This is a genomic window from Streptomyces sp. CB03234, assembly GCF_001905885.1.
Classification (GTDB): domain Bacteria; phylum Actinomycetota; class Actinomycetes; order Streptomycetales; family Streptomycetaceae; genus Streptomyces.
Map to the genome: position 1 here is coordinate 193500 of NZ_LIYH01000008.1, position 17236 is coordinate 210735.

At 71.5% G+C, this 17236-nt stretch carries 14 protein-coding genes; 9 read left to right on the forward strand and 5 right to left on the reverse strand.

Translation table 11 applies throughout. The annotated features are described in order from the left end of the window. Positions 1-144 precede the first annotated feature (144 nt). From AMK26_RS31725 to AMK26_RS31745, 5 genes are all read left to right on the forward strand, one after another. Positions 145-2190, forward strand: coding sequence for a bifunctional rhamnulose-1-phosphate aldolase/short-chain dehydrogenase (locus tag AMK26_RS31725; protein WP_073758968.1), 2046 nt, complete (start codon positions 145-147; stop codon positions 2188-2190). Positions 2191-2243: 53 nt separating this feature from the next. Beyond that, on the forward strand, positions 2244-3665 hold the full coding sequence (locus AMK26_RS31730) for a rhamnulokinase (RefSeq protein WP_073759355.1): 1422 nt from the start codon (positions 2244-2246) through the stop codon (positions 3663-3665). Positions 3666-3955: 290 nt separating this feature from the next. Next, the gene (locus AMK26_RS31735; RefSeq protein ID WP_241838159.1) at positions 3956-4228 is read left to right on the forward strand and encodes an alpha-amylase; all 273 of its coding nucleotides are present in this window, start codon (positions 3956-3958) and stop codon (positions 4226-4228) included. A 237-nt stretch (positions 4229-4465) separates the two neighbouring features. Beyond that, positions 4466-5149, forward strand: a complete 684-nt coding sequence (locus tag AMK26_RS31740) for an esterase/lipase family protein (protein ID WP_073758972.1) — start codon at positions 4466-4468, stop codon at positions 5147-5149. A 97-nt stretch (positions 5150-5246) separates the two neighbouring features. Further along, positions 5247-6707 carry a carboxylesterase/lipase family protein gene (locus AMK26_RS31745; protein ID WP_073758974.1) on the forward strand — a complete coding sequence of 487 codons (1461 nt, stop codon included), beginning with the start codon at positions 5247-5249 and terminating at the stop codon, positions 6705-6707. Between the two features lie 49 nt (positions 6708-6756). Here AMK26_RS31745 and AMK26_RS31750 read toward each other — a convergent pair whose 3' ends face one another. Both AMK26_RS31750 and AMK26_RS31755 read right to left on the reverse strand, forming a co-directional pair. Next, positions 6757-8202 carry a glyceraldehyde-3-phosphate dehydrogenase gene (locus AMK26_RS31750; protein WP_073758976.1) on the reverse strand — a complete coding sequence of 482 codons (1446 nt, stop codon included), beginning with the start codon at positions 8200-8202 and terminating at the stop codon, positions 6757-6759. A gap of 133 nt (positions 8203-8335) precedes the next feature. Continuing rightward, positions 8336-9787 (reverse strand): MFS transporter, encoded by a 1452-nt coding sequence (locus AMK26_RS31755; RefSeq protein ID WP_241838184.1) that lies wholly within the window; start codon positions 9785-9787, stop codon positions 8336-8338. Between the two features lie 220 nt (positions 9788-10007). Here AMK26_RS31755 and AMK26_RS31760 point away from each other — a divergent pair, with 220 nt between their 5' ends. Then, positions 10008-10601, forward strand: coding sequence for a TetR/AcrR family transcriptional regulator (locus AMK26_RS31760; RefSeq protein ID WP_073758980.1), 594 nt, complete (start codon positions 10008-10010; stop codon positions 10599-10601). 68 nt (positions 10602-10669) lie between these two features. Here the strand turns inward: AMK26_RS31760 and AMK26_RS31765 are convergent, their stop codons facing one another. Beyond that, entirely contained in the window at positions 10670-12391 is a 1722-nt protein-coding gene (locus tag AMK26_RS31765) for an acyl-CoA dehydrogenase family protein (RefSeq protein WP_073758982.1), read from the reverse strand. A 41-nt stretch (positions 12392-12432) separates the two neighbouring features. Next, positions 12433-12999: a PadR family transcriptional regulator gene (locus tag AMK26_RS31770; RefSeq protein ID WP_073758984.1), complete on the reverse strand. Its 567-nt coding sequence runs from the start codon at positions 12997-12999 to the stop codon at positions 12433-12435. Between the two features lie 193 nt (positions 13000-13192). Between AMK26_RS31770 and AMK26_RS31775 the strand changes: the two genes are divergently transcribed. Next, positions 13193-14830: a sulfatase gene (locus AMK26_RS31775; RefSeq protein WP_241838161.1), complete on the forward strand. Its 1638-nt coding sequence runs from the start codon at positions 13193-13195 to the stop codon at positions 14828-14830. A gap of 8 nt (positions 14831-14838) precedes the next feature. Here the strand turns inward: AMK26_RS31775 and AMK26_RS31780 are convergent, their stop codons facing one another. Further along, positions 14839-15639 (reverse strand): CDP-alcohol phosphatidyltransferase family protein, encoded by an 801-nt coding sequence (locus AMK26_RS31780; protein ID WP_079277933.1) that lies wholly within the window; start codon positions 15637-15639, stop codon positions 14839-14841. A 125-nt stretch (positions 15640-15764) separates the two neighbouring features. On the opposite strand from AMK26_RS31780, the gene AMK26_RS31785 reads away from it, so the two are divergent. Both AMK26_RS31785 and AMK26_RS31790 read left to right on the forward strand, forming a co-directional pair. Then, on the forward strand, positions 15765-16745 hold the full coding sequence (locus tag AMK26_RS31785; RefSeq protein WP_073758988.1) for a zinc-dependent alcohol dehydrogenase: 981 nt from the start codon (positions 15765-15767) through the stop codon (positions 16743-16745). A gap of 81 nt (positions 16746-16826) precedes the next feature. Continuing rightward, positions 16827-17225, forward strand: a complete 399-nt coding sequence (locus tag AMK26_RS31790) for a 6-pyruvoyl trahydropterin synthase family protein (RefSeq protein WP_073758990.1) — start codon at positions 16827-16829, stop codon at positions 17223-17225. Positions 17226-17236 lie beyond the last annotated feature (11 nt).

Consider the following 17236-nt stretch of genomic DNA (forward strand, 5'->3'; position numbering starts at 1 on the left):
CCCTCTACGGAGCCTCTACCGGAGCCCTTCATCGACGCACTTCATCGGCTCCCTTCACCGGCTCCCTTTCACCGGCACGCGAGCCCTTCGCCCACACGCCGCTCCCCCATCACTCCCCCTCCTCCCACGCTCGAAGGACACCCCATGTCTTCCGCACTCCATCCCGCGCCGGCCGCCCTGCTGGCGCGCTCGCACCGCCTGGGCGCGGACCCGCGCAACACCAACTACGCGGGCGGCAACGCCTCCGCGAAGGGGACCGCCACGGATCCCGTGACCGGCGGCGACGTCGAGCTGCTGTGGGTCAAGGGCTCGGGCGGCGACCTCGGTACGCTCACCGAGGCGGGCCTGGCGGTGCTGCGCCTGGACCGGCTGCGGGCGCTGGCCCAGGTGTACCCGGGCGTGGAGCGTGAGGACGAGATGGTCGACGCGTTCGACTACTGCCTGCACGGCAAGGGCGGCGCCGCGCCGTCCATCGACACGGCGATGCACGGCCTGGTGGACGCGCCGCACGTCGACCACCTCCACCCCGACTCGGGGATCGCGCTCGCCTGCGCCGCCGACGGGGAGAAGCTGACCGCCGAGTGCTTCGGCGACACGGTGGCGTGGGTGCCGTGGCGGCGTCCCGGCTTCCAGCTCGGGCTCGACATCGCCGCGGTCAAGGAGGCCAACCCGCGGGCCATCGGCTGCGTCCTCGGCGGCCACGGCATCACCGCCTGGGGCGAGACCTCCGAGGAGTGCGAACGCAACTCACTGCACATCATCCGCACCGCCGAGGCGTTCCTCGCCGAGAGGGGCCGGCCGGATCCCTTCGGCCCGGTGATCGAGGGGTACGAGGCGCTGCCGCCGGCCGAGCGCCGTGAGCGGGCGGCGGCGCTGGCTCCGTACGTCCGCGCCGTGGCGTCCCAGGACCGCCCGCAGGTCGGCCACTTCACCGACTCCGAGGTGGTCCTCGACTTCCTGGCGCGTGCCGAACACGGCCGGCTGGCGGCCCTGGGCACGTCCTGCCCGGACCACTTCCTCCGTACGAAGGTCAGGCCGCTCGTCCTGCACGTGGTCCCCGGCGCGCCGCTGGAGGAGGCGGTGGCGCGCCTGCGGGAGCTGCACGCCGCCTACCGCGAGGAGTACTCGGCCTACTACGCGCGGCACGCCACGGCCGGCTCGCCGCCCATGCGCGGTGCGGACCCGGCGATCGTGCTCGTGCCGGGCGTGGGCATGTTCAGCTTCGGCAAGGACAAGCAGACGGCACGCGTGGCCGGTGAGTTCTACGTCAACGCGATCAACGTGATGCGCGGTGCCGAGGCGGTCTCGGCGTACTCCCCCATCGAGGAGTCGGAGAAGTTCCGCATCGAGTACTGGGCGCTGGAGGAGGCCAAGCTCCGGCGGATGCCGGAGCCCAGGCCGCTCGCGGCGCGGGTGGCGCTGGTGACGGGCGCGGGTAGCGGTATCGGGAAGGCCGTCGCGCGGCGGCTGTCGGCCGAGGGCGCGTGCGTCGTCGTCGCGGACGTGAACGGCGAGAGTGCCGAGGCGGTGGCCGACGAGCTCGGCGGCGCGGACCGGGCGGTCGCCGTCACCATGGACGTCACCTCCGAGGACCGGATCGCCGAGGCGTTCTCGGCGGCTGTGCTGGCGTTCGGCGGGGTCGACCTGGTGGTCAACAACGCGGGCATCTCCATCTCGAAGCCCCTGCTGGAGACCACGGCGAGGGACTGGGACCTGCAGCACGACATCATGGCCCGCGGTTCCTTCCTGGTCTCCCGGGAGGCCGCGCGGATCATGATCGCCCAGGGCCTGGGCGGTGACCTGGTGTACATCGCGTCCAAGAACGCCGTCTTCGCGGGGCCCAACAACATCGCGTACTCGGCCACCAAGGCCGACCAGGCGCACCAGGTGCGGCTGCTGGCGGCCGAGCTGGGCGAGCACGGCATCCGTGTCAACGGCGTCAATCCCGACGGGGTGGTGCGCGGTTCCGGCATCTTCGCGGGCGGGTGGGGTGCGCGGCGGGCGGCGGTGTACGGGGTGGCGGAGGAGAAGCTCGGTGAGTTCTACGCCCAGCGGACCCTGCTCAAGCGGGAGGTGCTTCCGGAGCACGTGGCGAACGCGGTGTTCGCTCTGACGGGCGGGGAGCTGACGCACACGACCGGGCTGCACGTTCCGGTGGACGCCGGCGTGGCCGCCGCGTTCCTCCGGTGAGCGGTACGGCGTCGTACGCGGCCGTCGATCTGGGCGCGTCCAGCGGGCGCGTCATGGTCGGCCGGGTGGGCACCGGCCCGGCCGGGGCGGAATCGCTGGACCTGCTGGAGGTGCACCGCTTCCCCAACCGGCCGGTGCGGCTGGCCGAAGGGCTGCGGTGGGACGTCCTCGGCCTGTACGCCGGAGTCGTCGACGGGCTCCGCGCGGCCGGGCCGGTCGACTCGGTCGGCATCGACAGCTGGGCGGTCGACCACGGCCTGCTCGACGCGGACGGAACGCTGCTGGGCAATCCGGCGCATTACCGGGACGGCCGGACCGAAGGGGTGGCGGAGAAGGTGTGGGCGCGGGTGCCCGCGGCCGAGCTGTACGCGGTGACGGGCATTCAGTACGCGCCCTTCAACACGCTCTACCAACTGGTCGCGGCGCAGGGCACCGCCGGGCTCGCGGCGGCCCGGCGCCTGCTGCTGATCCCCGACCTCATCGCGTACTGGCTCACCGGCCGGCAGGGCACGGAGCTGACGAACGCCTCGACCACCCAGCTGATCGACCCGCGCACCGGCGACTGGGCGCGGGACGTGGCCGCCCGGCTGGGCATCGACCTGACCCTCTTCCCGCCGCTGCGGCGCCCGGGCGACCCGGCGGGCACCCTCCTGCCCCACGTACGGGAGGCGACCGGGCTGCCGGGCCCCGTGCCGGTGACCACCGTCGCCTCGCACGACACCGCGTCGGCGGTCGCCGCCGTACCCGCGACGGGCGGGGGGAGGTTCGCCTACATCTGTACGGGCACCTGGTCGCTGGTGGGCCTGGAGCTGGACGCCCCGGTCCTCAGCGAGGCCAGTCGTACCGCCAACTTCACCAATGAGCTGGGCCTCGACGGCACGGTCCGCTACCTGCGCAACATCATGGGCCTGTGGCTCCTCCAGGAGTGCCTGCGGGAATGGGGCTCGCCGGAGCTCGCGCCGCTGCTCCGCGACGCGGCCGGGCAGCCGCCCCTGCGGTCGGTGGTCGACGCGGGCGATCCCGTGTTCCTGGCGCCCGGCCGGATGCCGGGGCGCATCGCCGACGCGTGCCGGGCCACCGGCCAGCCGGTGCCCTCCACCCGGGCGGAAATCGCGCGCTGCATCCTGGACTCCCTCGCGCTGGCCCACCGGCTCGCCGTCGAGGACGCGCAGCGGCTCGCGGACCACCCCGTCGACGTCGTCCATGTGGTCGGCGGCGGGGCCCGCAACGCCCTGCTGTGCCAGCTCACCGCCGACGCGTGCGGTCTGCCCGTGATCGCGGGGCCGGCCGAAGCCGCGGCGCTGGGCAACGTGCTGGTGCAGGCGAGGGCCGGCGGCCTGGTCGGCGACCGGCCCGCGATGCGCCGCCTGCTCGCCCGTACCCAGCCCCTGACGCGCTATGAACCGACGGGTGACCGGACCGCGTGGGACGCGGCCGCCCGCCGGATGCTGCATCGACCGACCATAACTTCCTGAAGACAGAAGGGAAGGAGACACCTGCGTGTTTTGGTCGCGTTCGATGCGCCGTGCGGCCGGACACCCCATCGAAGGTGACACGAGAACCACCTGGCGGTTCCCGAGTCCCTAAGGTGAAGCCATGCCTGACCTCAGGGCCTCCAACCTCCGGAAAACTTGCGCAACTTGGCGAAAACTTTTTCAGCCATGGCGAGACGTCTCCATACTGAAGGTGACTCATTCGACCTATGAAGGCTGGAGTTCTCGTGTCCCAGGCTGTGCGTTCAGTCATGTACGGAGTTGTGGGAGTGGTGCTGTCCGTCGCAGGCGCGACCCCGGCCGCGGCGGAGGCGACGGGTACCGGCGGCGCGGCACCGGCGTGCGTGGAGTACTCGGCGGGTTGGCGCTACACGTTCGTCAGCAACGGCTGTGAGAGTACGCAGCACGTGACGGTCGAGTACCGGGACGGCACCTCGATGCCCTGCCGTACGGCGGCCCCCGGCGACACCGTGACCTTTCCCGGTTACGGCACGACCGGGAACGACGTTCTCGGTGTGGTGCTCTGCGACACCACCACCGTCTGACCTCGCCCTCGCCACCGTGGCGCCGGTCCGCCGGCCGGCGCCACCCACGGCTCACGAAGTATCTGCCGCACGCCTCTTGCCCTCCGCCACATACCCGGCAGTAACCTTTCGGCACCTCCTCGGCACCTCGTGCCCCTCGGTCTTTCCGTGACCCGGGAATGACGCGCTCCGCAACAGCCCCCCTCCGCCCCAGGCGTTGCTCCGTGCCCCGCTCCCCCCTTCCCCGTGAGGTCACTCGTGAGAAAGCCCGCACTCGTCGCCTGCCTCGCTGTCGCCGTCCTGGCCCTGCTGTCCTGGGCCCCCGCCGGCGCGGCCGGGACATCGACGTTCCGTTCCACCAGCCATCCGGTCCTGTTCGTGCACGGCTACAACGGCAGCGCGGCCAACTGGGACACCATGGCGAGCCGGTTCAGGAACGACGACTGGCCCGCCTCGCACCTGCGTCAGTGGCAGTACGACTCACAGCAGGCGAACGCCACCACCGCCCAGGAACTCGCCGCGGAGGTCGACCGGCTGCTGGCCGCCACCGGCGCCTCGAAGGTCGATGTCGTCACCCACTCCATGGGCGGACTCTCCTCGCGCCACTACGCCAAGTACCTCGACGGCAGCGCCCGGATCGACACATGGGTCTCGCTCGCGGGTCCCAACCACGGCACCGACACGGCGAACACCTGCTTCGACGCCTCCTGCTACGACATGCGCATCGGCTCGGACTTCCTCACCGCCCTCAACTCCGGTGACGAAACCCCGGGAAGCCCCCGGTACGCGACCTGGTGGTCGCCCTGCGACACCTTCATCAACCCCGACAGCAGCGTCTCCCTCGACGGTGCCACCAACAGGCAGACCGCCTGCATCGGCCACAGCGCGTTCCTGACGGACGCCACTGTGTACGCCCAGGTCCGCGACACGATCAACCACTGACCCATCACGCCCGGCCAAGCCCCGGCCGAGCCCCCGGCCTAGCCGCCTGAGCGACCGCTCGGTATGTTGTGGGCTCCATGACGTCGAGGGGGTACGAATGGATATGGTCGTCACCATCAAGCAGGGCCGCCTGCGCGGGCGCGTCACCGACAACGTCGCCTCGTTCCTCGGCATCCCGTACGCCGCCGCTCCCAGGGGCGACGGGCTGTACCGGGCGCCCGCTCCGCCGGAGGGCTGGGACGGGGTCCGGGAGGCGGTCGGGTTCGGGCCGACGGCTCCCGCGCCGGCCTACCCGCCGGCCTTGGCCCGGTTGCTGCCCGAACCGTCCATACCTGGCGAGGACTTCCTCAACCTCAATGTGTGGACGCCCGACCCCGCGGCCTCGGGCCTGCCCGTGTTCGTGTGGATCCACGGGGGTGCCTTCATGCACGGCTCCTCGGCCGTCCCCACGTACGACGGGCACGCCTTCGCCCGGGACGGTGTCGTCTTCGTCTCCCTCAACTACCGGCTCGGCGTACCCGGCTTCGCGCTCTTCCCCGACGCCCCGGCCAACCTGGGCCTGCGCGACCAAGTGGCGGCGCTGGCCTGGGTCCAGGAGAACATCGCCGCGTTCGGGGGCGACCCGGGGCAGGTCACCGTGGCCGGCGAGTCCGCGGGGGCCATGAGCGTCGTCTCACTGCTGTCCAGCGGCCACAGCGCCGGGCTGTTCCACCGCGCCGTCGCGCAGAGCGGCGCCGGCCAGGGATACGTGACCGCCGAGGACGCCCGGCTGGTGACCTCGGAAGCGGCACGGCTCCTCGGGGTGGAACCGACCGCCCGCGCGTTCGCCTCCGTACCACTGCCGGACCTTCTCACGGCCCAACGGCGCATCTCCGCCGACCTCGGCTCACGGCCCGGTCACGGCCGCTACGGACCCAGCGTGGTGGCGGCCGCGATGCCGTTTCCGCCGGTCGTGGACGGCGACGTACTGGAGCGGCCACCGCTCGACGCGATCGCCGCCGGCGCGGGCCACGGTGTTCCGCTGCTCACGGGCACCACCACCGAGGAACAGCGGCTGTTCCTCGTCCCGACCGGTGCCGCCGGGGCCATCGGGGCGGACGCGGTGCGGTCCCTGGCCACGCCGGCCGTCGCGGACGCCTACGCCGAGGCCCGGCCCGGTGCCACGCCGGGCGATGTGCTGGCCGCCGTACTCACCGACCGCTATTTCCGGCTGCCCGCGATCCGGATGGCGGAGGCCCGCGCCCGGGCCGGCGCCACCACCCATATGTACGAGTTCGCCTGGCGCACTCCGGTCGGCGACCTCGGCGCCTGCCACGCCCTGGAGATCGGCTTCGCCTTCGACACCCTGGACAGGCCGGGCGCCGAGGGGCTGGCCGGCCACGAGGCACCGGAGGACCTCGCGCGCCGGATGCACGCCGCCTGGGTGGCGTTCACCGCGCACGGCGACCCCGGCTGGGAGCCGTACGGTCTCCAGCGCCGCCCCGTGATGGTCTTCGACCATCCGGAACAGGGCGTCGTGGAGGACCCGCGCGGGGCGGAGCGGCGGTTGTGGAACTGACTCCGTGAGGCAGACCGGCGGGGTCTGCCTCACGGAGGGTCCGCCGGCGTCAGACCGCCGGGGCCGGGTAGGTCGGGTACTCCACCCCGGAGACGTGCTGGACGACGCGGATGACCTGGCAGGAGTAGCCGAACTCGTTGTCGTACCACAGGTAGAGGATCGCGTTGTCACCGTCGACCTTGGTGGCGCCGGCATCGACGATCGAGGCGTGGCGCGAGCCGATGAAGTCGCTGGAGACCGCGTCGGGGGCCGTCGTGAAGTCGATCTGGCGCTTGAGCGGCGAGGTCAGCGACACGTCGCGGAGGTAGTCGAGGATGTCCTCGCGGGTCGTCTCCCGCCCGAGCCGCAGGCTGAGGATCGCGATCGAGACGTCCGGCACCGGAACGCGGATCGAGCTGCCGGTGATCGGCGCCTTGAGGTCGGGCAGCGCCTTGGCGACCGCGGAAGCGGCACCGGTCTCCGTGATGACCATGTTGAGCGGCGCGGAGCGGCCCCGGCGGTCGGCCTTGTGGTAGTTGTCCAGCAGGTTCTGGTCGTTGGTGAACGAGTGGACGGTCTCCACGTGGCCGCGCAGTACGCCGAACTCGTCGTCCATGGCCTTCAGTGGCGGGACGATCGCGTTGGTGGTGCAGGACGCGCACGACAGGATCTGCTCGTCCGGCTTGATCATGTCGTGGTTGACGCCGTGGACGATGTTGGGGACGTCGCCCTTGCCCGGGGCGGTCAGGACGACCTTCTCGATACCGGGGCGCAGGTGCTTCGACAGGCCCTCGCGGTCACGCCACTTGCCGGTGTTGTCGATGAGGATGGCGTCCTTGATGCCGTACGCCGTGTAGTCGACCTCCGACGGGTCGCCCGCGTAGATCACCTTGATCTCGTTGCCGTTGGCGACGATCGTGCTGTTCGCCTCGTCCACGGTGATCGTGCCCTGGAACTGGCCGTGGATGGAGTCGCGGCGCAGCAGCGAGGCGCGCTTGACGATGTCCTGTTCGCCGCCCTGGCGGACGACGATGGCGCGCAGGCGCAGGCCGTTGCCGGATCCGGCCTTCTCGATGAGCAGGCGGGCGACGAGGCGGCCGATGCGCCCGAAGCCGTAAAGAACGACGTCGCGCGCCTGACGGCGCTCGATCTTGTTGGCCCCCGTGGCGCCGGCGACGGCCTCGGCGGTGAACTCCGCCACCGAGAGACCTCGGTCGTCGGTCCAGTACGTGGCGGCGAGCATGCCGATGTCGATCTGGGAAGGGCCGAGATCGAGCGTCGTCAGCGCCTGCAGGAACGGCATCGTGTCGGTGACGGAAAGTTCCTCACCGGCGATCTGCCGCGCGAATCGGTGGGTCTTGAGGATGCTGACCACCGACTTGTTCACCAAGGAACGGCTGTGGAGCAGGACTGTGACGTCCCGCTCCCGCTGCAGCTTCCCGATGATCGGGATCATCGACTCCGCGATCTCCTCGCGGTTTTTCCAGCTGGTGAACGAGTCCTCATTGACAGTCACAGGTTCATCTTTCGAGCTAGGCGGTGCTCATATGCTAACCCCCCTCCATTTTGATCATTCAAACGGGCCACCTGAGCGGGATGCCAGGTCTATCTGATGGCGTTTGTGCCTATTTACTCCACCGGACAGGGCGTCAGTGGGCGAACACCGGACCTGCCGACGGGTCCGGGCGCCCCTTGGGCAGCAGAGCCAGGCTCGCCACGGCGACCACGGCGCAGATGACCGCACAGGTGGCGAACGCGGCCCCGAAACCCTCGACCGACGGGGCGCCCGCCGCCCCGCCGCCCTCCAGGCTCGCCCCGGCGACGGCCGCCACCACCGCGATACCGAGAGCGGCACCCAGCTCGTGACCGGTGTTCACCAGCCCGGAACCCAGGCCCGCGTCGGCGTGCTCCACACCGTGCATGGCGCTGGTGATGGCGCAGACGAAGCCGGCTCCCAGCCCGAACGCCAGCAGCAGGAATCCGGGCAGCACCTGGGTCCACGCGTTGCCGTCCCGCTCCAGCCCCGTCAGCAGGAGCGCCCCGGCCGCGGCGACTCCGAGCCCGGCACCGGCTGTCACCCGCCAGCCCAGCCGCGCGACGGCCCGTGAGCCGAGGTGGGCGCCCACGGTGGTGACCACGGCGACCGGGAGGAAGACGAGGCCCGTCTTCAGCGCGGAGAAACCGAGCACGTGCTGGAGGTAGAAGGAGCAGAGGAAGAAGGCGGAGATCAGGACGCCCGACGCGGCGAGCATGACCAGGCAGCCGCCCAGCAGCGAGCGACGGGCCAGGAACGGCAGTCGCACCAGCGGCGCGGCCGCGGACCGCTCGGCCACGACGAACAGAGCGGCTCCGACCAGCGCGCCGACGAGCGGCAGCCACGCGGACGCATCGCCGAACCCGTGGTCCCTGGCCTGGACCAGACCGTAGATGAGCAGCGCGGGCGTGGCGGTCATCGTCAGCGCGCCCGGGATGTCCACACCGGGCGTCGCCCCGTGCCCATGCCCGTGGCCGTGTCCGTGGCCATGTCCGTGTCCGTGGCCATGTCCGTTGCCGCTGCCGTGTCCGTGGCCGTGGTGCCCGTGCCCCTGTCCGGCCGCCTGCTCCTTGAGCAGGGCAGGGACCGCGACCAGTACGAGGACGCCGATCGGGACATTGACGTAGAAGACCCACTCCCAGCCCGGGCCGGACACCAGAACCCCGCCGAGGAGGACACCGAAGGCGGCACCCGTGCCGCCGACAGCCGCCCACACGCCCAGGGCGCGGTGGCGCTCCGGACCGTGGAACACCGCCATGACCAGGGCCATTGCCGACGGTGACATGATCGCGGCGCCCACGCCCTGGGCAGCGCGGGCGGCGATCAGCACACCGCCGCTCTCCGCGAGCCCGGACACCAGCGAGGCGACCGTGAACACGGCCAGCCCGGCCAGGAACACACGCCGCCTGCCGAGCAGATCGGCGACCCGCCCGCCGAGCAGCAGCAGGCTGCCGAAGAACAGGGTGTACGCCGTGACGACCCAGGTCAGCGCGCCGGCGCCGAGCGCCAGCTCGTCACCGATCGTGGGCAGCGCCACGTTCACCACGGTCACGTCGACGATCAGCATGAACTGTGCCGTGCACAGCAGCGCCAGGATCACCCACCGGCGTGGGTCCGGTGGACCGGCCTGGGACTGAGCAGGGTGCTGCGTCGCCTGGTGCTGTGTCACCGAAACCCCTTAACTTGAACAACACTGTTAAGGATCAGCGTAGGCCAACAGAGCCTTAAGCTGAACAGCATTGTTCAAGATATTCGGTTGGTGGACGGGGGTGACATACGCTCCCCACATGCCCAGCCCGCATCAGAAGGTCCGCCGCGCCGACGCCGAACGCAGCATCGCCACCATCGTGGCCGCCGCTCTCGACTGCTTCGTCCAGGACCCGCACGTCAGCATGACGGCGGTGGCCGCTGCGGCCGGCGTCAGCCGGGTCACCCTGTACGCGCACTTCCCGTCCCGCGAAGCGCTGCTGGACGCGGTTCTGGCGCACTCGGTGGAACAGGCGGACGCCGTCCTCCAGGACCAGCACCTCGACGAGGGCCCGGCCGACGAGGCGTTCTCCCGCCTCGTACGGTCGAGCTGGCGCATCCTGGAGCGGCACGCGTTCCTGCTGTCCGCCTCCGAAGGCGTCATCGCCCCGGCCCGCCGCCGCGCGCACCACGAGAAGGTCCTCGGACGTGTGGAGCGCATCCTCGTGCGTGGCCAGGAGGAGGGGGTGTTCCGCGCCGACCTGCCCGTGGGCTGGCTGGTGACCACCTTCTACAGCCTGCTGCACGCGGCGGCGTCCGAGGCCGAGGCCCGCCGGCTCAGGAAGCGGGACGTGCCCGACATCCTGGACCGCACGCTCTCGTCCATGCTGCGGAGCCCACAGACATCCGCATGAGCCGGGCCGGTGGGGCCGGGTGACTGACCACCCGGCCCCACCGGCCCGCACACGGTTCGCCGTGGGTGTTACGGCGTCATCTCGTACGCGCCGGACAGCGCCTCGACGCGCTCCCAGACCCGGGACGAGCGGGCCTCGTCGACCACCGGGCGGCGGACCGCGCCCAGCGACCAGAGCTGCTGCTGCTCGGTGGCGGAGTCCTTGCCGTGCAGTTCGACGGCGTGCGCGGAGAAGTCGCGGACGAGAACGGCGAACAGCTCGTCCAGCACGTCCTCGTCGAGACCGGTCAGGCGCGCCTGCTCCAGGATGAGCTGGCCGTGGACGACGAGCGCGAACAGCTGGCCGACGGCGAGCAGCAGGTCCAGGTCACGGCTCTGCTCCTCGTCGGGCGCCGCGGTGGTGACGAACTCGCACAGGGCGTCGGCCTGCTCCCGGAAGCGGGCGACGTTGGCGAGGTGGGTGTACGCGTCGAAGGCGGGGCGCCAGTCGTGGAAGCGTACGGAGCCGAGGCCGCGGGCCGGTCCCTGGCGGAAGAGGAAGTCGTCGTCCGCCGCGTCGAGGCGGGTGGGGACCGGCTCGTACTCGGCCGGGTTCAGCAGGTGGTTGCGCAGGAACTTCAGGATCAGCGCGAGGTTGACGTGGACCGTGCCCTCCAGCTTCGGCAGGCCCCGGATCTCGATGGCCGCCTGGGCGAAGTAGTTGTCCTTCTCGAATCCCTTGGCGGCGATGACGTCCCACATCAGGTCGATGACCTTCTCGCCCTCCGTGGTCACCTTCATCTTCGTCATCGGGTTGAAGAGGAGGTAGCGGCGGTCGTCGGGGCCGGCGGAGCGGAAGTAGTCGACGGCGCGGTCGCTGAACAGCTTCATGCCGACGAGACGGACGTACGCGTCGGTCAGCTCGCGGCGCACGTGCGGGAAGGCGGTGACGGGGCGGCCGTAGAGGATGCGGTTCTGCGCGTGGGTGACGGCCTCGTACATCGCGTGCTCGCAGATGCCGATGGACGCGGTGCACAGGTTGAACTTGCCGACGTTGACGGTGTTGAGCGCGGCGTCGAAGGCGGCGCGCCCGGTGTGCAGGACGTCCTCCGGGGCTACGGGGTAGTCCTCCAGCCGGAACTCGCTGACGTACTTCGACGAGTCGACGACGTTCTTGACGAGGTGGTACGCCGGGTGGCGGCTGTCGGCGGCGAAGAACACGTAGCCGTCCGGGCCCTCGACGTCGGTGCGGCGGCCGAAGACGGAGACGAGCCCGGCGGCGTTGCCGTTGCCGATGTAGTACTTGGAACCGGTGGCGCGGAAACCGCCCCGGCCGTCGGGCTCCAGCAGCATGTCGGTGGAGTAGATGTCGGCGCCATGGGCCTTCTCCGACAGGCCGAACGCGAACACCTCCCCCTGGTCGAGGAGTTCGGCCGCACGGGCGCGGGCGGCGGCGTTGTCGCTCTGCCAGACCGGGCCGAGGCCGAGGATGGTGACCTGCCAGGCGTACCAGTAGTCGAGCCCGTAGAACCCGAATATCTCGTTGAGGGCGGCGATCCGGGCGGTGTCCCACCGCTTGTCCGGGTGGCCGTCCCCGGCTGCCGCAGGAGTGAGGAAGGTCGCGAACAGCCCCTCCTTGGCGGAGAAGGCGAGGAAGTCCGCCAGCCAGGCACGGGAACGGTAGTCCTCGATCAGCTTGCGCTTGCCGCGCGCCTCGAACCAGTCGACGGTGGCGCGCAGCAGCCTGCGGGTCTCGGGGTCGAAGTGCGCCGGGTCGTAGGTGCGCGGGTTGAACAGCAGCGGGTCGGCCATGGGTGTCCGCCTTTCCGGGGAGGTGTGTGCGTGAGGGGTGGTCAGCGACCGGCGGCGAGCCGGCGGAGGGTGGCGAGTACGTCGTCCAGCCAGGCGAGCGTCATCCGTTCGTACGCGATGCCGCCGCGCAGCACCACGTGCTGGAGCTCCCGCCCCGCGTCGGGCGGTCCGGCGGCGTGGGGCGCCTCCGGTCCAGTGAAGTCGCGCAGCTCGCCCGCGAGATAGTGCGCGAGCCGCTCGGTGTGGATCTGCCGGTACCGCTCCACCTCGCGGATCAGGGCGGCCGGGTCGTCGAAGGCCGCGCCACGGATCTTCACGGCGAGGTCGTGCCGGACGCTCTCGGGTTCGATCGGCTCGTGCAGCCACGCGGAGAGGGCGGCCCGCCCGAGCGCGGCGACGGAGTACTCCTTCTTGTCCGGTCGGCCCTGCTGGGGCACCTCGCGGACATCGATCCAGCCGTCGCTCTCCATGCGCTTGAGCACGCGGTAGATCTGCTGGTGGGTGGCGGTCCAGAAGTAGCCGATGGACCGCTCGAACCGCCGGGCCAGCTCATAGCCGGAGCCCGGCTTCTCCAGCAGGGACACGAGGATCGCGTGGTCGAGCGCCATGCCCCGATCTTTCTATGCAACTCGTTGCATAGACAAGCGCCACCGCCCGGGTGAGACGCGGCTCACCCGGCGTCCGTTCTCCGGCTCTCCGGCTTTGAACGGCACCGGCCGGTGGACCGTACCTTCCACGGCGGCCCCGGCTCGTGCGCCGGAGCCCGCCGTACCCCCGCGCTTCGTACGGAAGGACCTCCGGGTGTCGATCAGAACGTCTCGTCAGCTGCCGCGCGTCGCGGCGTCACGGGTGGGTACGGGGCTGGCCGCTGTGCTGGTGGTCGTGGCCCTGCTGCTGCCCGACCGGCTGGAACGCCTCTCGCCCGGTGCGTTCACGCGCCTACCGGTGGAGGCGATAGGCGGCGCCGCGCTGCTGCTGGTGCTGCGGCCGAGGGCCAGGCGGGTGGTGGCGGTGGTCGCCGGGGTGGTCCTGGGCCTGCTGACCCTCCTGAACGTCCTCGACATGGGCTTCCGCTCCATCCTCGCCCGGCCGTTCGACCCCGTGCTCGACTGGATCCTGTTCGACGACGCCGAGGCGTTCCTCAGCGACTCCATAGGCCCGGCCGGCGCCCTCGGTGCCGTCGTCGGGGCCGGGGTCCTCGTCGCCGCCCTGCTCGTGGTGATGGTGCTGTCGGTCGTCCGGCTCAGTCACGTCGTGGTCCGGCACAGTGCCGTGACGACGCCTACGGCCCTGGTGGCCGGGACCGTCTGGGTGCTCTGCGCGGCCCTCGGGGTGCAGGTGTCGGGCGCGGCGGTGGCCTCCGGCAGCACGGCCGACACCGTGCGGAGCCGGGTGCAGCAGGTGCGTGCCGGGGTGGCGGACAGGGAGGCGTTCGCCGAGGAGTCCGCCGTCGACGCCTTCCGCGACACGCCCGCGGACCGGCTGCTGACCGGGCTGCGTGGCAAGGACGTCCTGTTCGTCTTCATCGAGAGCTACGGCCGCAACGCGATCGAGGACCCCGGCATGGCACCGGACGTCGGCGCGGTGCTCGCGAACGGATCGCGCCGGCTCGGCGCCGCCGGGTTCTCCGCCCGCAGCGCCTTCCTCACCTCCCCCACGACGGGCGGCGGGAGCTGGCTGGCCCACTCCACCTTCGCGTCGGGCCTGTGGATCGACAACCAGCAGCGCTACCGCGACCTCACCTCCGGCGACCGCCTGACCCTCACCAGCGCCTTCCGGCGGACCGGAGCCTGGCGGACGGTCGGCATCATGCCGGGCGTCACACGGGCCTGGCCGGAAGGGCGGTTCTACGGTCTGGACAACGTCTACGACTCCCGGAACCTCGGGTACCGGGGCCCCAAGTTCAGCTGGACGCCCGTGCCCGACCAGTACAGCCTGGCGGCCTTCGAGCGCCTGGAGCACGGCAGGCCGGCCCGTGACCCGCTGATGGCGGAGATCGTCCTCACCTCCAGCCACAACCCCTGGGCGCCCATTCCGGCCATGCTCGGCTGGGACGAGATGGGCGACGGCTCCGTCTACGAGTCCGTCAAGAAGGCGGGCGAGGACCCCAAGGACGTGTGGAAGGACCCCGCCCGGGTGCGCAGCGCATACCGGCGCGCGATCGAGTACTCGCTGAACAGCCTCATCTCGTACGTGGAGAGGTACGGCGACGACGACACCGTGGTCGTCTTCCTCGGCGACCACCAGCCCGTCCCGACCGTCACCCGGGACCGCTACGGCCGGGACGTACCCGTGACGGTCGTCGCCCGCGACCCGGTCGTGCTGAACCGGATCTCCGGCTGGGGCTGGCAGGACGGGCTGAAGCCCGGGCCGGACGCCCCTGTCTGGCGGATGGACGTCTTCCGCGACCGCTTCCTGACCGCCTACGGCCCGCGGTGAGGGGGCGATCACACGCTTTCGCGCGTGGGCTCCTGGACCACCCCGGCTGTGCGGCCGGGGACCTTGACGCGCCACAGCCACCGGACGTCCCGGGCGAAGGACCACACGAGCAGCGCCAGCGCCGCCGCGACCGCCCCGTACGCCGGTACCGGCGGGAGGATCCCGGCGGCGGCCACGAGCAGGACGACGCCCTGCACGGCGGCGACCGTCTTGCGGGCCAGGCTCGGCGGCAGCGGGCCGTTCAGCCACGGCAGCACCCGGGCCGCCGCGACGAAGACGTACCGCATCGCGCCGATCGCCAGCACCCAGGCGCCCATCGACAGCGCGACGCAGACGCTCAGCGCCAGGATGAGGAAGGCGTCGACCTCCATGTCGAAGCGCGCCCCGAACGGCGACGCCGTCCCGGTGCGGCGGGCGACCCGGCCGTCGACCGCGTCGAGGACCAGCGCCACCGTGGTGAGCGCGACCAGGACCACGACCGGCGGCCGGCTCACGAAGAGCTCCGCGACCAGCGCGGTCACGCCCCCGACGAGCGTCGTCCGGGCCAGGGTGACGGCGTTGGCCGGGCCGAAGGGCGTGGGCCGGGGCCAGGAGCGGCACAGGGCCCGGCTGAGCACGGCCCAGGTGGCGACCGTGAACGCCAGGCCCGTCAGCCATCCCACGGGCCCGAGACCCGTCACCGTACCGAGCAGGAGCAGCAGACCGATCTGCGCGGCCACGCCGAGCGCGGGCTCAAGGCGCAACGAGCGTACTTCGGGACGTACTTCGGGACGTACTTCGAGACGTGCTTCGGAACGTGCTTCGGACATGTCGCCCACGGACACGGGACACCCTCCGGACCTGTGACAGAGTCAATGGCCGCCGCTCACCGTGCGCTCGGCCTCGTCACCCTCCAAACGTGCACCGGCACCCCAGCGTTCAAGAGGAGAAACCGATGAAGCCCACCGCACGCGCCTTCTGGCTGCGCTCCCCCGGCCACGGCGAGATACGGGACGTGGCCCTGCCGGAGCCGGCCGCCGGCGACGTCGTCGTACGCACCCTGTTCTCCGGCGTGAGCCGGGGGACGGAGAGCCTCGTCTTCCGCGGTGGCGTACCGGAGAGCCAGTACACGGCGATGCGGGCACCGTTCCAGAAGGGTGAGTTCCCCGGGCCCGTCACGTACGGGTATCTCAACGTCGGTGTGGTGGAGGAGGGACCGGGGGAACTTGTCGGCCGGACCGTCTTCTGCCTGTACCCCCACCAGACCCGGTACGTCGTCCCCGCCGGCGCCGTGACACCGGTGCCGGACTCCGTCCCCGCCGCGCGGGCGGTGCTGGCCGGGACGGTGGAGACGGCGGTGAACGCCCTGTGGGACGCGGCGCCGCTGGTCGGCGACCGGATCGCGGTCGTCGGGGCCGGGATGGTCGGCTGCTCGGTCGCCGCGCTGCTCGCCCGCTTCCCCGGCGTACGGGTGCAGCTCGTCGACGCCGACCCCGCCCGCGCGACCGTCGCCGCCGCGCTGGGCGTCGACTTCGCCCTGCCGGAGGACGCCCTGGACGGCTGCGACCTGGCCGTCCACGCCAGCGCCACCGAGGCCGGTCTCGTACGGTCGCTGGAGCTCCTCGCCCCGGAGGGGACGGTGCTGGAGCTGAGCTGGTACGGGGACCGGCAGGTCAGCCTGCCGCTGGGCGAGGCGTTCCACTCCGGACGTCTGGTCGTGCGCGGCAGCCAGGTGGGACGGGTGTCCCCGGCGCGACGCTCCCGGCGGACGTTCGCCGACCGGCTCGCGCTCTCGCTCGGCCTGCTCGCCGATCCCGTCTTCGACGCCCTGGTCACGGGCGAGTGCGCCTTCGAGGAACTGCCGTCGGTGCTGCGCGGGATCGCCGCCGGTGACGTGCCCGGACTGTGCCACCGGGTCGCGTACGGCCCGGCCTGAACGCACGGAACCCTCCGGCCGTACTGAACGACAGGGGCCGGAGAACCGGCCCGCACAGGACGGACCGGGAGGTCACAGCCGTTGTTCAGTGTCACAGTCCGCGAGCACCTCATGATCGCCCACAGCTTCCGCGGGGAGGTGTTCGGACCCGCGCAGCGTCTGCACGGAGCGACGTACCTCGTGGACGCCACGTTCCGCCGTGCCGAGCTGGACGCCGACAACATCGTCGTCGACATCGGGCTCGCCATGAAGGAACTGGGCGCCGTGGTGGCCGACTTCCATTACCGCAACCTGGATGACGAGCCGGAGTTCGCGGGTGTCAACACCTCGACGGAGTTCCTGGCGAAGGTCGTCGCCGACCGGCTGGCCGACCGGGTGCACACCGGGGCGCTGGGCGAGGGCGCCCGCGGGCTGGCCGGCATCACCGTCACGCTGCACGAGTCGCACATCGCGTGGGCGAGTTACGAGCGGGCTCTGTGAACGACGAAGCG

Coding starts and splice junctions, on each gene's coding strand:
- AMK26_RS31725 (WP_073758968.1), top strand. CDS start 145: ATGTCTTCCGCACTCCATCCCGCGCCGGCCGCCCTGCTGGCGCGCTCG.
- AMK26_RS31780 (WP_079277933.1), bottom strand. CDS start 15,639: ATGTCCGAAGCACGTTCCGAAGCACGTCTCGAAGTACGTCCCGAAGTA.
- AMK26_RS31730 (WP_073759355.1), top strand. CDS start 2,244: ATGGTCGGCCGGGTGGGCACCGGCCCGGCCGGGGCGGAATCGCTGGAC.
- AMK26_RS31755 (WP_241838184.1), bottom strand. CDS start 9,787: ATGCTGATCGTCGACGTGACCGTGGTGAACGTGGCGCTGCCCACGATC.
- AMK26_RS31745 (WP_073758974.1), top strand. CDS start 5,247: ATGGATATGGTCGTCACCATCAAGCAGGGCCGCCTGCGCGGGCGCGTC.
- AMK26_RS31760 (WP_073758980.1), top strand. CDS start 10,008: ATGCCCAGCCCGCATCAGAAGGTCCGCCGCGCCGACGCCGAACGCAGC.
- AMK26_RS31765 (WP_073758982.1), bottom strand. CDS start 12,391: ATGGCCGACCCGCTGCTGTTCAACCCGCGCACCTACGACCCGGCGCAC.
- AMK26_RS31785 (WP_073758988.1), top strand. CDS start 15,765: ATGAAGCCCACCGCACGCGCCTTCTGGCTGCGCTCCCCCGGCCACGGC.
- AMK26_RS31770 (WP_073758984.1), bottom strand. CDS start 12,999: ATGGCGCTCGACCACGCGATCCTCGTGTCCCTGCTGGAGAAGCCGGGC.